Source organism: Acidovorax sp. NCPPB 3576 (assembly GCF_028473605.1).
Classification (GTDB): Bacteria; Pseudomonadota; Gammaproteobacteria; order Burkholderiales; family Burkholderiaceae_C; genus Paracidovorax.
The window spans coordinates 925,802-940,440 of the sequence record NZ_CP097267.1; the positions used below are offsets into that span (position 1 = coordinate 925,802).

General features: G+C 65.1%; 12 protein-coding genes. 10 read left to right on the forward strand and 2 right to left on the reverse strand.

Going from position 1 to position 14,639, the window contains the following annotated elements:
- Window positions 1–28 precede the first annotated feature (28 nt).
- The gene (ilvA, locus tag M5C98_RS04405) at window positions 29–1,594 is read right to left on the reverse strand and encodes a threonine ammonia-lyase, biosynthetic (RefSeq protein WP_272551211.1); all 1,566 of its coding nucleotides are present in this window, start codon (window positions 1,592–1,594) and stop codon (window positions 29–31) included.
- 304 nt (window positions 1,595–1,898) lie between these two features.
- Here ilvA and M5C98_RS04410 point away from each other — a divergent pair, with 304 nt between their 5' ends.
- A complete protein-coding gene (locus M5C98_RS04410; protein ID WP_272551212.1) occupies window positions 1,899–2,348 on the forward strand; it encodes an OsmC family protein in 450 nt (149 codons plus the stop codon).
- Window positions 2,349–2,397: 49 nt separating this feature from the next.
- Here M5C98_RS04410 and coq7 read toward each other — a convergent pair whose 3' ends face one another.
- Window positions 2,398–3,015, reverse strand: a complete 618-nt coding sequence (gene coq7, locus M5C98_RS04415) for a 2-polyprenyl-3-methyl-6-methoxy-1,4-benzoquinone monooxygenase (RefSeq protein WP_272551214.1) — start codon at window positions 3,013–3,015, stop codon at window positions 2,398–2,400.
- Window positions 3,016–3,321: 306 nt separating this feature from the next.
- On the opposite strand from coq7, the gene M5C98_RS04420 reads away from it, so the two are divergent.
- The 9 genes from M5C98_RS04420 to M5C98_RS04460 all read left to right on the forward strand — a co-directional run bounded on the left by M5C98_RS04420 (window position 3,322) and on the right by M5C98_RS04460 (window position 14,555).
- Window positions 3,322–4,356: a porin gene (locus tag M5C98_RS04420; RefSeq protein WP_092743423.1), complete on the forward strand. Its 1,035-nt coding sequence runs from the start codon at window positions 3,322–3,324 to the stop codon at window positions 4,354–4,356.
- 208 nt (window positions 4,357–4,564) lie between these two features.
- Entirely contained in the window at window positions 4,565–5,686 is a 1,122-nt protein-coding gene (locus M5C98_RS04425) for a porin (RefSeq protein WP_272551215.1), read from the forward strand.
- Between the two features lie 265 nt (window positions 5,687–5,951).
- Window positions 5,952–7,532, forward strand: coding sequence for an ABC transporter substrate-binding protein (locus tag M5C98_RS04430; protein ID WP_272551216.1), 1,581 nt, complete (start codon window positions 5,952–5,954; stop codon window positions 7,530–7,532).
- Between the two features lie 121 nt (window positions 7,533–7,653).
- Window positions 7,654–8,634, forward strand: a complete 981-nt coding sequence (locus M5C98_RS04435; RefSeq protein WP_272551217.1) for an ABC transporter permease — start codon at window positions 7,654–7,656, stop codon at window positions 8,632–8,634.
- A 3-nt stretch (window positions 8,635–8,637) separates the two neighbouring features.
- Window positions 8,638–9,858, forward strand: a complete 1,221-nt coding sequence (locus tag M5C98_RS04440; RefSeq protein WP_272551219.1) for a M20 aminoacylase family protein — start codon at window positions 8,638–8,640, stop codon at window positions 9,856–9,858.
- 53 nt (window positions 9,859–9,911) lie between these two features.
- The gene (locus M5C98_RS04445) at window positions 9,912–11,483 is read left to right on the forward strand and encodes an ABC transporter substrate-binding protein (RefSeq protein ID WP_272551221.1); all 1,572 of its coding nucleotides are present in this window, start codon (window positions 9,912–9,914) and stop codon (window positions 11,481–11,483) included.
- A gap of 103 nt (window positions 11,484–11,586) precedes the next feature.
- Window positions 11,587–12,498 (forward strand): ABC transporter permease, encoded by a 912-nt coding sequence (locus M5C98_RS04450; RefSeq protein ID WP_272551222.1) that lies wholly within the window; start codon window positions 11,587–11,589, stop codon window positions 12,496–12,498.
- A 9-nt stretch (window positions 12,499–12,507) separates the two neighbouring features.
- On the forward strand, window positions 12,508–13,485 hold the full coding sequence (locus tag M5C98_RS04455) for an ABC transporter ATP-binding protein (protein WP_272551223.1): 978 nt from the start codon (window positions 12,508–12,510) through the stop codon (window positions 13,483–13,485).
- Window positions 13,482–14,555 (forward strand): ABC transporter ATP-binding protein, encoded by a 1,074-nt coding sequence (locus tag M5C98_RS04460; protein WP_272551224.1) that lies wholly within the window; start codon window positions 13,482–13,484, stop codon window positions 14,553–14,555. The genes M5C98_RS04455 and M5C98_RS04460 overlap by 4 nt, the downstream gene beginning before the upstream one ends.
- Window positions 14,556–14,639: the final 84 nt, after the last annotated feature.

A 14,639-nucleotide genomic window follows, 5' to 3' on the forward strand; every position in this document is an offset into this window, starting at 1 on the left:
GAGGCCATTTTTGCCTGAAGCGTTTGAACTAGGTGCGCCCAGCCTGCAGGAACAGCTGGTAAGCCGGGTTCAGCGTTTCTTCCACATAGGGATAGCCCAGCGTGGCTAGGAAGGCGTCGAACGCCGCCGCATCGCCCGGTGGCACCTGCATGCCCACCAGAATGCGCCCGTAGTCGGCGCCTTGGTTGCGGTAGTGGAACAGGCTGATGTTCCAGCTCGGCTGCATCAGGCTCAGGAACTTGAACAGCGCCCCTGGCCGCTCGGGGAAGACGAAGCGCAGCAGCCGCTCCTCCTGCGCGAGCGCCGAGCGGCCGCCCACCAGGTGGCGCAGGTGCTCCTTGGCCAGTTCGTCGTGCGTGAGGTCGAGCGCCTCGAATCCGTGGCCCTGGAAGTTGCGGGCGATCTTCTCCGACTCGCCCTTGCCGTGCGTGGTCAGGCCCACGAACACATGGGCGCGTGCCGCGTCGCTGATGCGGTAATTGAACTCGGTCACGTTGCGCGGGCCGCCGGGCAACTGCCCCACCACCTCGCAGAACCGCTTGAAGCTGCCGCGCTCTTCGGGAATGGTGACGGCCAGCAGGGCTTCGCGCTCCTCGCCCACCTCCGCGCGCTCGGCCACGAAGCGCAGCCGGTCGAAATTCATGTTGGCGCCGCACAGGATGGCAGCGTAGGTCTCGCCCTGCGTCTGGTGCGTATCGACGTACTGCTTGATGGCGGCCACGGCCAGCGCGCCGGCCGGCTCCACGATGCTGCGCGTGTCCACGAAGATGTCCTTGATCGCGGCGCACACGGCGTCGGTGTCCACGGTCATGAACTCGTCCACCAGGCCTTGGGCCACGCGGAAGGTTTCCTCGCCCACCAGCTTGACGGCGGTGCCGTCGGAAAACAGGCCCACATCGGCCAGCGTGACCCGGCTGCCCAGGGCCACGGATTGCGCCATGGCGTCGGAATCGTTCATCTGCACGCCGATCACGCGGATCTCGGGGCGCACCGCCTTGATGTAGTTGGCCACGCCGCTCACCAGTCCGCCGCCGCCGATGGCGACGAACACCGCATCGAGCCGGTTGCTGCCCAGGCTTTGCAACTGGCGCAGGATTTCCATGGCGATGGTGCCCTGGCCTGCGATCACATCGGGGTCGTCGAAGGGGTGCACGAAAGTCAGGCCCTGCGCCACCTGCAATTGGGCCGCGTGTTCGTAGGCGTCGGAATAGCTGTCGCCGTGCAGCACGACCTCGCCGCCCAGCGTCCTGACCGCGTCCACCTTGAGCTGGGGCGTGGTCGTCGGCATCACGACGACGGCGCGGGCCCCCAGCTTTTGGGCGCTCATCGCCACGCCTTGGGCATGGTTGCCGGCCGAGGCGCAGATCACGCCTTTTTGCAACTGCTCGGGCGACAGGTGCGCCATCTTGTTGTAGGCGCCCCGCAGCTTGAAGCTGAACACCGGCTGCTGGTCCTCGCGCTTGAGCAGCACCTGATTGCGAAGCCGGCGGCTCAAGGCCTTGGCGGGTTCCAGGGCCGACTCGACCGCCACGTCATAGACGCGGGCGGTGAGGATCTTCTTCAGGTAGTCCAGGGGCGTGAGGTGCGGGGTCATGTCGTGCAGATGTTGCCGCGCCGGTCGCGGGCGGGCCGCCATCATAGGCGTTGCCCCAGGGGCACCGCCGCCGTGCGCAGGACAAAAAAAACGGCCCCGGACTGTGAAGTCCGGGGCCGAATCCATCCTTTGAGGAGATGGAGGAGACAATGGGTGCGAACAAACCGTTTCGGGCTTGCTGTCCACTCTTTCGAGCAACGCATGGTTCGAAGTGTAGCCCAAACCATGCTGCGTTGCAGCAAAATTGACGGGCCATCCCGGGATGGAAATGCCGTTTTCGCTTTTTTTGATGGAGAAAAACAACATGGAATGCACAGTCACCTGGACGGGCGCCTCAGGCACCCGATCCGGCATGGGATTCATCGCCGAAACCGGCAGCGGCCATGTCCTGGCCATGGACGGCGCGCCGGATGCCGCCAACCCCGCCAACGGAGGGCAGAACCTGGCGCCTCGTCCCATGGAAACCGTGCTGGCAGGCACTGGCGGATGCACGGCCTACGACGTTGTGCTGATTCTCAAGCGCGGCCGGCACGATGTGCGCGGCTGCAGCGTCAAGCTCACCTCCGAACGCGCGTCGGTCGATCCAAAGGTGTTCACCCGCATCCACATGCAATTCACCGTGACGGGCAAGGCGCTGCCTGCTGCGGCGGTCGAGCGTGCGATCGCCATGAGCCACGAAAAATACTGTTCGGCCAGCATCATGTTGGCCAAGACGGCGGAGATCACCACGGGCTTCGACATCGTCGAGGGCTGATGCGAGCAGCGCGTTGGCCGGGCCAGCCGCTTCAACCGGTGCAAGTCAGTCAGATGCGATGGGCCACTGTGGTCATGCACTTGGCGGCGACTTTCATCAGCAGGCGCACCGGCGTGGGCAACTCCTGTCCACCTGCCGCCAGGGCGCCGCTGGCGTGGCGCTCTTCGTCGCTTTTCATGCGCGACACCACTGCGCGGGACGCGAGGTCCTGGGCAGGCAATCGCTCCAGATGGCTCTGAAGATGCTGAGCCACCTGCCGTTCGGTTTCCACCACGAGTCCCAGGCTCACCCGGTCGCTGACCTGGGCCGCCGTCCAGCCGATGGCGAACGCGCCGGCGAACCACAGCGGATTGAGCAGGCTCGGCCGGTCGCCCAGCGCATCCAGCCGCTCGCGCGTCCAGGCGAGGTGGTCCGTTTCTTCGCGCGCCGCTTCCAGCAGGTGGGCGCGCAATTGGGCATCCCGCGTCACGGCGGCCTGGCCGGTGTAGAGGGCCTGGGCGCATACTTCCCCCACGTGATTCACCCGCATCAGGGCGCCCGCCAGGCGCTTTTCCGCCGGCGAGAGTGGGGCCTCGGGATGTGCGCTGGCCGGTGACGGCTCGCCAGCCCGCGGTTTCGCAAAGAGAGTGCGCAGGGCGGTATCGACCGCCGACAAAAGTGAATCCATGGAAAAATCGGGTGAAGTTCGAAAAGTGCGACAAGGCTTTCGAATGGATACAAAAATGCGAGCAGGCTTTGCCCACGGGGCGCCGCGACAAGTCAGTTCCGTGACGTCTCTCGGGTTGTTGCAGTACAGCAACGATTTGGGCCTTTCGGTGCAATTGTGAGGGAATTCCTTTGCGAAACGGACGTGGCTCTGTTGCAATAAGGACAACTTCCCCACCAGGAGGTTGGCCCGGGGATCCGGCGGACTGCGCTTGTGCATCTCAGCCCCCCGAACCGGCGCCCTCGTTTAACCTTGGAGTAACTCGCAATGAAAAAATCCCTGATTGCCCTGGCTGTGCTGGCTGCTTCCGGCGCTGCAATGGCTCAATCTTCCGTCACGATGTTCGGTATCGTTGACGCTGGCGTTGGCCGCGTTTCCGCCGACAATTCCGTGACCGGCGTGTACAACAGCGGCAATGCAACCAGCCGTCTGGGTTTCCGCGGCGTTGAAGACCTCGGTGGCGGTCTGAAGGCTGGCTTCTGGCTCGAAGGCGCTATCCAGAACGACACCGGTACCGGTGCTGGCGGCGGCGCTACGGGTCCTGGCTTCGAATTCAAGCGTCGTTCCACGCTGAGCCTGATGGGCAACTTCGGTGAAGTTCGTCTGGGTCGTGAACTGACGGCTGGCTACGACAAGCCCAGCTCGTATGACCCGTTCGGTCAAGTTGGCGTTGCTAACTTCCTGGGCTTCGGCATTGCTGGCCAACCTTTCCGTATCGGCAACGGCGTGAGCTACCGCACCCCTGGCAACCTGGGTGGCTTCTTCGGTACCGTGCACTACGCTTTCGGCGAAACGCCTTCCAACGCTGCCTACGACAAGGCTGGCAACTACCTCGGCCTGGCCGGCGGCTACGAAAACGGTCCTCTGAGCGTGACCCTGGCAGCTGACAAGCTGCGCGGCGCTACCGCTCCCCAAGACGTGACCACGTACTCCATCGCTGGTTCGTACGATCTGGGCGTCGTGAAGCCAATCTTCATCTATCACCAAGAAAAGAACAACGCTGCTGTGCAGACCAAGTACGCTACGTACCTGATCGGCCTGACCGCTCCTGTTGGTCCTGGCACGGTGAAGGCTTCGTTCGCGAACCTGGACCTGAAGAACAGCGGCGCCGATTCGCGCGTGCTGGCTCTGGGCTATGTGTATGACCTGTCCAAGCGCACCGCTGTGTATGGCACGATCGCTCACATGCAAAACAAGGGCGGCGCAACGCGCGTTCTGGCCAGCAACGGCCTGACCGGCGCTACCGCTCTGCCTGGCGAGAACGTCAACGGCTACCAAGTTGGTATCCGTCACTCCTTCTAATAGAGCGCTGACGTAAGTCAGCGGTTCTTGAGAAGAAAAAAGCCGCCGACCTTCGGGTCGGCGGCTTTTTGCATTCATGCCCCCTCTGTCGCGCATGTAACAAATAACTAGGGAAAACGACTGTGGGTATGCCGCCATACGCTCTGTTCTACAAAAAAAGGGATTTCTAAAATGAATTTCCCTTATTCCAAGCAGAAAGAGACAACACATGCGCACTCCGTTTGTGACAAAGACCATTGCTGCCGCTGCATTGGCTGTGGCCTCGCCATTGCTGTTCGCCCAGGCCAATACCAGTAGCGTGCAGCTATACGGTATTGTGGATATGGCATATCGCCACACCAACAACGAAGGCCCTGCTGGCAGCCCTGGCGGCTCGCTGAACCAGATGGTGGGCGGCGGCATGTCGCAAAGCCGTTGGGGCATCAATGTGAGCGAAGACCTGGGCGGTGGGTTGAAAGCCTTGGTCAACTTGGAAAACAGATTCGGTGCGGACACGGGGACGGCAGCGACTCCTTATTTCCAGCAGTCATGGGTGGGTCTGCAAGGCGGTTTTGGACGGCTGACCATGGGTCGCCAGTACAACATCCTGTTTGATTTGGTCACGAGCACCTATGCCTCGTATCCCTATTCCCCCTACATGGACGTGTACAAGCCGGAAATCGGTTTTGCACTGGGCGCGCGGGCCGACAACATGCTCAAGTACATGGCCGAGGTCGGTCCGTGGCGAGGTGCGGTGCAGTATTCATTCGATGAGAAAAATCCCACCGGCGGCAAGACGGCGGGTGGCTATCTGCGCTATGCGGCGGGCGGCCTGGCTGCTGGCCTGGGTTACCAGAACTACGAATTTGCTTCGGGTAAGAAAGTCGATGCCTGGACGGTGGGCGGTTCCTACCGCATGGGCGACTGGTACTTCAACGCGGGGTACGGCCAGAACAAGGTGGACGATGGCCTCACCGCCGTGGACCGGGCGGTGCTGGGAGCCATGTGGCAGGGCACGATCAACGGCGGCTTCGGCGGGCCGGCCTTCCTGGCTGCCAACAAGCGCACCATCTACAAGATCGGCGCGGGTTACCAGATCACACCCCAGTTGAACATCGGGGCGCACTATTTCCGTGCCGAGCAAAAAGGCGCCACCGCGGCGGCCAAGGGCAAGGCGGACTTCTTCACGATGGCCTTCGACTATGCGTTCTCCAAGCGCACCGACGCGTACCTCGAACTCGACCACACCAAGCTCAAAGGCGACCAGATCAGCCTGAGCAATGCGGCAGGCCAGGTCAATGGTGCCAAGAGCCGCACGGGCTACACGATCGGCCTGCGGCACCGCTTCTGATGGGTCCTGGCTGCGCCCCCCCCAAGGCACAGCCGATCGTCAATGCGAACGCCAGCCTCTCCGCAATAGGCTGTCTGCACTGAGTGCACCCGAAGGGCCGGGCGGCCCGCCAGCGCCGATCCGCGCATGGTAGGGACTGGCACCTTCCTTGCATGGGTTTCCCGCTCATGCCAGATCCTGGGCCGGTCAGACCCCGGTTTCCAGTGACCTTCCGCATTCCTCAAAAAGGAATGCGGCATGTTCCACGCTTTATCCAAGAGGTTCCATGAAGCTCATCACTGCCATCGTTTCGGGCGCTGCCGCCTGCGCCATTCTCGCTTCGCCCCTTGCCCATTCCAAAACGTTCAAATGGGCCAGCCAAGGCGAGATCTCGACATGGGACATCCACTCGCAGAACAACGCCCTGCAGAACGGGCTGCACGCGAACGTGTACGAAACGCTGACGTACTACAACAGCCGCACCTTCGAGATCGAACCCGTGCTGGCGACGGCATGGCGGGAGGTGACTCCTACGCAGGTGCGCTTCACGCTGCGGCAAGGCGTCAAGTTCCATGACGGCTCGGCGTTCACGGCCGACGATGCGGTGTACTCGCTCTCGCGGGCCATGGCCAAGACCTCCAACTACACGCCGTTCGTTCAAGGCTTCGACCGGATCGTGAAGGTCGATGGACAGACGTTCGACATCTTCCTCAAGTCGCCCAATCCCGTGCTGCTGCGACAGCTGACCGAGCTGCGCATCATGAGCAAGGCCTGGGCCGAGAAGAACAAATCCGTGGAGCCCAAGGACATCAAGGGCACCGACGAAAACTTTGCCCACCGCAACGCCATGGGCACGGGGCCGTACACCCTCGAGTCCTGGCAGCCGGATGTGCGCATGGTGTTCAAGCGCAACCCGAACTGGTGGGGAACGATGGAAGGCAACGTGACGGAGATCGTCTACACGCCCATCAAATCCGCCTCCACGCGCGTGGCGGCCTTGCTCTCCGGCGAGGTGGACATGGTGCTCGATCCGTCGCCGCAGGACCTGGCAAGGCTGCGCTCCGGTGCCGACCTGAAGGTGGTCGATGGGGTGGAGAACCGCACCATCTTTCTCGGCATGGACCAGTTCCGCGAGGAACTGACGGGCTCCAGCGTGAAGGGCAAGAACCCGTTCAAGGACGTGCGCGTGCGCCGTGCGTTGTACCAGGCCGTCGATGTGAACACGCTCACCCGTAGCATCATGCGCGGGCTGGGCAAGCCGACCGGCACGCTGGTGGCGCCCCAGGTCGCAGGCTGGACCGAGGCGGTAGGCAAGCGCATGCCGTATGACGTCGAGGCCGCGAAGAAGCTCATGGCGGACGCCGGCTACGCCGATGGCTTCGAGGTGGACTTCGCCTGCCCCAACAACCGCTACATCAACGACGAAGCCATCTGCCAGGCCGTGACGGCCATGTGGGCGCGCATCGGCGTGAAAGCCAAGCTGCGCACGCTGCCGCAGGTGACGTACTTTCCGATGATCCAGCGCAGCGAAGCCAGCATCTACATGCTCGGCTGGGGCGTGCCGACCTTCGACGCGCTCTACAGCCTGCAGTCGCTGGTGCGCACCGTCGGCACGGGCGGCGATGGCAACTACAACGTGGGCCGCTACAGCAACGAGCGCATGGACTACCTCGTGGACCGCATCAAGGCGGAGACGGATGCACCGGTGCGCTCGCGCATGCTGACCGAGGCGCTGCAGTTGTCCAACGACACGGTTTCGCACATTCCGCTGTACGACCAGGTCATTCCCTGGGCCATGAAAAAGACGGTGGAAGTGGTCCACCGGGCCGACAACCGCGTGGACATGCGCACGGTCAAGATCAATTGATTCACGCAATGCGGCGGAGACTGCCAACCCGGGTTTCCGCTTGCCCAACTGTCGGCTGGGGGGTATTCGCGGCAATGGCCCATCCCCCTGCTAGCATGCCCGATTCACTCACGGTTCACTGATGCTTGCCTTTATTCTGCGACGCCTGATCCAGGCCGTCATCGTGATGATCGCGGTGGCCTTCATCTCCTTCATGCTGTTCCAGTACGTCGGAGATCCCGTCACCTTCCTGCTCGGCCAGGATGCCACGCCCGAGCAGATCCGTGAGCTGCGCGCGGCACTCGGCCTGGACAAGCCGTTCATCGTGCAGTTCTGGCACTTTCTGGTGAACGCCGCGCAAGGCGAGTTCGGCCTCAGCCTGCGCCAGGGCGCCAAGGTGTCGCGGCTGATCGCCGAGCGCTTTCCCGCCACGCTGGAGCTGGCGCTCGTGGCCGCCGTGCTCGCGCTGCTGATCGGCGTGCCGATGGGCGTGTATGCCGCGCTGCGGCGCGGCAGCTTTGCGAGCCAGCTATTCATGACGCTGTCGCTGCTCGGCGTGTCGCTGCCCACCTTCCTGATCGGCATCCTGCTGATCCTCGTGTTCGCCGTGCACCTGGGCTGGTTCCCGAGCTTCGGGCGGGGTCCTGTCACGCAACTGGGCTGGTGGAGCACCGGCCTGCTCAGCCTCAAGGGCTGGCACCACATCACGCTGCCGGCGATCACGCTGGCGATCTTCCAGCTCACGCTGATCATGCGGCTCGTGCGCGCCGAGATGCTGGAGGTGCTGCGCACCGACTACATCAAGTTCGCCCGCGCGCGCGGCCTGTCCGACCGGGCCATCCACTTCGGCCATGCCCTCAAGAACACGCTGGTGCCGGTGATGACCATCACGGGCCTGCAACTGGGCGGCCTCATCGCCTTCGCCATCATCACCGAGACGGTGTTCCAGTGGCCGGGCATGGGCCTGCTGTTCATCCAGGCAGTCACCTTCGCGGACATTCCGGTGATGGCGGCCTACCTGTGCCTGATCGCGCTCATCTTCGTGGTGATCAACCTCGTGGTCGATCTGCTGTATTTCGCCGTCGATCCACGCCTGCGCGTGGGCAAGGCCGGAGGGCACTGAGACATGGCGCAGGCGCTTCGCTTCAAAGCCGGGGGCCGGGCCTTCGCGCACATCGCGCAGTACCACCCCGAACTCACCGCGTTCCGGCGGGACCTGCACGCCCACCCCGAACTCGGCTTCGAGGAGGTGTACACCGGGGCCCGCGTGAAGGAAGCGCTCAAGGTCTGCGGCGTGGACGAAATCCACGATGGCATCGGGCGCACGGGCATCGTCGCCGTGATCCGCGGGCAGGGCCGGGGCAGCCGCAGCATGATCGGCCTGCGTGCCGACATGGACGCGCTGCCGATGGCCGAGCAGAACGATTTCGCGTGGAAGTCCTGCAAATCCGGCCTCATGCACGGGTGCGGTCACGACGGGCACACCGCCATGCTGATCGGCGCGGCGCGCTACCTGGCCGCCACGCGCCATTTCGACGGGACCGCCGTGCTGATCTTCCAGCCCGGAGAAGAAGGCTTTGCCGGCGCGCGGGTGATGGTGGAGGACGGCCTGTTCGAGCGCTTTCCCGTGCAGTCGGTGTACGCCATGCACAACTGGCCTGCCATGAAGCCCGGCACCATCGGATTGAACTCGGGCGCCATGATGGCTGCGGCCGACCGCGTGACGATCGAGATCACCGGCCGGGGCGGCCACGGCGCGCATGCCTACCAGACGGTGGACGTGGTGCTGGTGGCGGCGCACATCATCACCGCGGTGCAGGGCATCGTCTCGCGCAACGTGCGCCCCATCGACAGCGCCGTGATCAGCCTGTGCGCGATCCAGGCGGGCGATCTGGGCGCCTTCAGCGTGCTGCCCGGCACGGCCACGCTGGTGGGCACGGTGCGCAGTTTCGATCCGGTGGTGCAGGACATGCTGGAGCGGCGCATCCAGGAGCTGTGCAGCGCCATTGCGCTCGGCTTCGGCGCCACCGCCACGGTGCGCTACGAACGCATCTACCCGGCCACCATCAATACCGAAAGCCACGCGCAGTTCGCGGGCGACGTGGCCGAATCGCTGGTGGGCGGCGAGAACGTGGTGCGCGACATGGACCCCAGCATGGGCGCGGAGGACTTCTCCTTCATGCTGCAGAACAAGCCCGGCGCCTACCTGCGCATCGGCCAGGGCACGGGCCCGGGCAACAGCGCGTTGCACAACAACCGCTACGACTTCAACGACGACATCCTGCCGCTGGGCGCCGCGCTGCATGCCAGCCTGGTCGAGCAGGCCATGCCCCTGGCGAGCGCATGACGCCCGCATCGGCCCGCATGCGCACACCCCCCTTTTCTTCCTCAGGAGTCCCCATGAAATTCCAGACAAAAACGGCGTTGGCCCTGGCGATGGTCGCCACGGTGTCCGTCGCGGGGGCGCAGACCATCCGCGTGGCGAACCAGGGCGATGCCCTGTCGATGGACCCGCACTCGCTCAACGAGTCATTGCAATTGAGCGTGACCGGCAACGTCTATGAGCCGCTCGTGGGACGCAACAAGGACCTGAGCCTCGCGCCTGCGCTCGCCACCAGCTGGAAGATGACGGCGCCCACGGTCTGGCGCTTCGAACTGCGGCGCGGCGTGCAGTTCCACGACGGCACCCCGTTCACGGCCGACGATGTGGTGTTCTCGCTGGGCCGCACGCAGGTCGAGGGCTCGGACATGAAGAGCTATACGAACGACTTCAAGGAAGTGCGCAAGATCGACGACTACACGGTCGAGATCGAGACCCGCTCGCCCTATCCCATCCTGCCGGACGTGCTCACGCTCGTTTACGTCATGAGCAAGAAGTGGTGCGAGACCAACCAGGCCATGACGCCGGTGGACCGCCGCAAGGGGGTCGAGAACGCCGCGTCGTTCCGTGCCAATGGCACGGGGCCGTTCCGCGTGCGCGAGCGCCAGCCCAACGTGCGCACGGTGTTCACGCGCAACGGTACCTACTGGGGCGCCATCGAAAGCAACGCCAGCGAAATCATCTACACCCCGATCGGCAACGACGCCACCCGCGTGGCCGCCCTGCTGTCGGGCGAGGTGGACGTGATGGAGCCCGTGCCGGTGCAGGACATCGAGCGCGTCAACACCAGCCCCAACACCCGCGCCGTGACGGGTCCCGAGCTGCGCACCATCTTCCTGGGCATGGACCAAAAGCGCGACGAGCTGCTGTACTCCAGCGTGAAGGGCAAGAACCCCTTCAAGGACAAGCGGGTGCGGCAGGCGTTCTACCAGGCCATCGACATCGAGGGCATCCGCAAGACCGTCATGCGCGGCGCGGCCAACCCCTCCGCCCAGCTGGTCGGCCCCGGCATCAACGGCTTCCAGGCCGACATGAAGCGGCTGCCCTACGACGCCGATGCGGCCAAGAAGCTCATGGCCGAGGCGGGCTACGCCAACGGCTTCGAGCTGACGATGAACTGCCCCAACGACCGCTATGTGAACGACGGCCGCGTGTGCCAGGCGGTGGCCGCCAATCTGGCCCGCATCAACGTCAAGATCAACCTGCAGGCCGAAACCAAGGGCACCTATTTTCCGAAGGTGCTGCGGCGCGACACGAGCTTCTACATGCTCGGCTGGTCGCCCGCCACCTACGACGCGCACAACGCGCTGAATGCGCTCATGGCCTGCGTGGACGACAAGGGCGCCGGCCAGTTCAACCTGGGCGCGTACTGCAACCCCAAGGTCGATGAGCTCACCAAAAGGATCCAGTCGGAAACCGACAAGACCCAGCGCAACGCGATGATCCGCGAGGCGTTCGAGATCCACGCGGCCGACATCGGCCACGTGCCGCTGCACCAGCAGGCGCTGGCCTGGGGCGTGAGCAAGAAGGTCAAGCTGGTGCAGATGGCGGACAACTTCATGCCCTTCAAATGGATGAGCATCGTCAAGTGAACGCCGGTGTGGCGTGGCAAGCGGGGTGGCCCGGCAGGGCGCCCCACCGAGGCGGCAGCCATCCGGCGCCGGCGCAGTGAGTTTTCTGGGGTTTCCAAACACGATGAATAAAACGCTCTTCCGATGGTTCGACAGCGATGTCGGCCACAGCTTTCGCACCTCGCCCGTGGCCATCGGCGCGGCGGTGATCGCGCTCATCTGCGTGTTCTGCTCGTTCTTCGCAGGATGGGTCGCGCCGCACAACCCGTTCGACCTGACCACGCTCGAACTGGGCGATGCGCGGCTGCCGCCGGCCTGGAGCGCCGAGGGTTCCTCCAAATACCTGCTGGGCACGGACGATCAGGGCCGCGACATTCTTTCCGCGGTGATCTATGGCGCCCGCATCTCGCTCATCGTGGGTTTTGCCTCGGTGGTGCTGTCGGTGGTGGTCGGCGTGGCGCTCGGGCTGCTGGCGGGCTTTCGCGGCGGCTGGGTGGATGCGGTGCTCATGCGCCTGTGCGACGTGATGCTGTCGTTCCCGGCCATCCTGGTGGCGCTGCTGATCGCCGGCGTGGGCCGCGCGGTGTTTCCCAACGCGCACGAGTCGCTCGCGTTCGGGGTGCTGATCCTCTCGATCTCGCTCACCGGCTGGGTGCAATACGCGCGCACCGTGCGCGGCTCCACGCTGGTGGAGCGCAACAAGGAATACGTCCAGGCCGCGCGGGTGACGGGCGTCAACTCGCTGCGCATCATGCGCAAGCACGTGCTGCCCAACGTGATGGGCCCGGTGATGGTGCTGGCCACCATCCAGGTGGCGACGGCCATCATCACCGAGGCGACCTTGTCGTTCCTGGGGGTGGGCGCGCCGCCCACCTCGCCGTCGCTGGGCACGCTGATCCGCATCGGCAACGACTACCTGTTCTCGGGCGAGTGGTGGATCACGGTGTTTCCGGGCGCCATGCTGGTGCTGATTGCCCTGTCGGTGAACCTGCTGGGCGACTGGCTGCGTGACGCGCTGAATCCCCGTCTCCGCTGAAAGCACCCCATGAGCCTTCTCGAAGTCAAGAACCTCGTCGTCGAATTCCCCAGCCGCCGCGGCACCCTGCGCGCGCTGGACGACATCTCCTTTTCCATCGCGCCCGGCGAAATCCTGGGCGTGGTGGGCGAGTCGGGCGCCGGCAAGTCGCTCACGGGCGCGGCCATCATCGGCCTGCTGGAGCCGCCGGGGCGGGTGGCCTCCGGCCAGATCGTGCTGGAGGGGCAGCGCATCGACAACCTGTCGTCGCGCGAGATGCGGCACATCCGCGGCCGGCGCATCGGCGCGATCTTCCAGGACCCGCTCACCTCGCTGAACCCGCTGTACACCGTGGGCCAGCAACTCGTCGAGACCATCCAGGCCCATCTGCCGGTGAATGGCGCCGAGGCGCGCCGCCGCGCCATCGACCTGCTCAAGGACACGGGCATTCCGGCCGCCGAGCAGCGCGTGGACCATTACCCCCACCAGTTCTCGGGCGGCATGCGCCAGCGCGTGGTGATCGCCCTGGCGCTGGCGGCCGAGCCGCAGCTCATCGTGGCGGACGAGCCCACCACGGCGCTGGACGTGTCGATCCAGGCGCAGATCATCCAGCTGCTCAAGAACATCTGCAAATCGCGCGGCGCGGCCGTGATGCTCATCACCCACGACATGGGCGTGATCGCCGAGACCTGCGACCGGGTGGCGGTGCTCTACGCCGGCCGCGTGGCCGAGATCGGCCCCGTGCACGAGGTCATCAACCATCCGGCGCACCCCTACACGGCCGGATTGATGGCGTCCATTCCCGACATGGAGCAGGAGCGCGAGCGCCTGAACCAGATCGACGGCGCCATGCCGCGCCTGAACGCCATCCCCCAGGGCTGCGCCTTCAATCCGCGCTGCCCCCACACCTTCGACCGCTGCAAGGTGGAGCGCCCCGACCTGCTGCAGGCCGGCGCCACGAAAGCCGCCTGCTGGCTGCACGACCTGCCCGAGAAAGCCGCCGCATGAGCGCCCACGTTCCCACCCCTTCCGCCAGCACCAGCGCCGGCGCCGGCAAGCCCCTGGTGCAGGCGCACGACCTGGCCAAGACGTTCGATGTGTCCGCCCCCTGGCTCAACCGCGTGCTGGAGCGCAAGCCGCGCACGCTGCTGCATGCCGTCGATGGCGTGAGCTTCGAGATCGAGCGCGGCAAGACGCTGGCGCTCGTGGGCGAGTCCGGCTGCGGCAAGAGCACCGTGGCGCGGCTGCTGGTGGGCCTGTACGAGCCCACGCGCGGCGGCCTCACCTTCGACGGGCAGGACGCCCACGCGGCCTTCAAGGGCAAGGACGCACAGGCCATGCGCCGCCGCATCCAGATGATCTTCCAGGACCCGTATGCCAGCCTCAACCCGCGCTGGCTGGTCGAGGACATCATCGGCGAGCCGCTGCGCGAACACGGCCTCATCACCGACAAGGCCGAGCTGAAGGCCCGCGTGGGCGAACTGCTGCAGTCGGTGGGCCTGTCGCCGCTGGACATGGTGAAGTACCCGCACCAGTTCTCGGGCGGGCAGCGCCAGCGCATCTCGATCGCGCGGGCCCTCGCCACCGAGCCGGAATTCCTCGTGTGCGACGAGCCCACGTCGGCGCTGGACGTCTCGGTGCAGGCGCAGGTGCTCAACATCATGAAGGACCTGCAGCGCGAGCGGCACCTGACCTACCTGTTCATCTCGCACAACCTCGCGGTGGTGCGCCATGTGAGCGACCAGGTGGGCGTGATGTACCTGGGGCGCCTGGTGGAGCTGGCCGACAAGCGCGAGCTGTTCGCCACGCCGCGCCATCCCTACACGCGCATGCTGCTGGACGCCATCCCCAAGATGCACGACACCGGCCGCTCGCGCACGCCGGTGCAGGGGGAGGTGCCCAATCCTTTGAACCCGCCGTCCGGCTGCGCGTTCAACCCGCGTTGCCCGCATGCCAACGACCGCTGCCGCACCGAGCGCCCCCAGTTGCTGAACCAGGGCGGCGCCCGCGTGGCCTGCCACGGCATCGAGGAGGGCCGCATTCCGCTGGTGGCGGTGCCCGTTCCCGCCGCGGTTTGATCGAAATCGGGCGGATGCCCTAGTGAATCATGCCCTGGTTGCTATATTGTTTATAGCAAACGGCATGGGCTCAGGTGAGCCCGG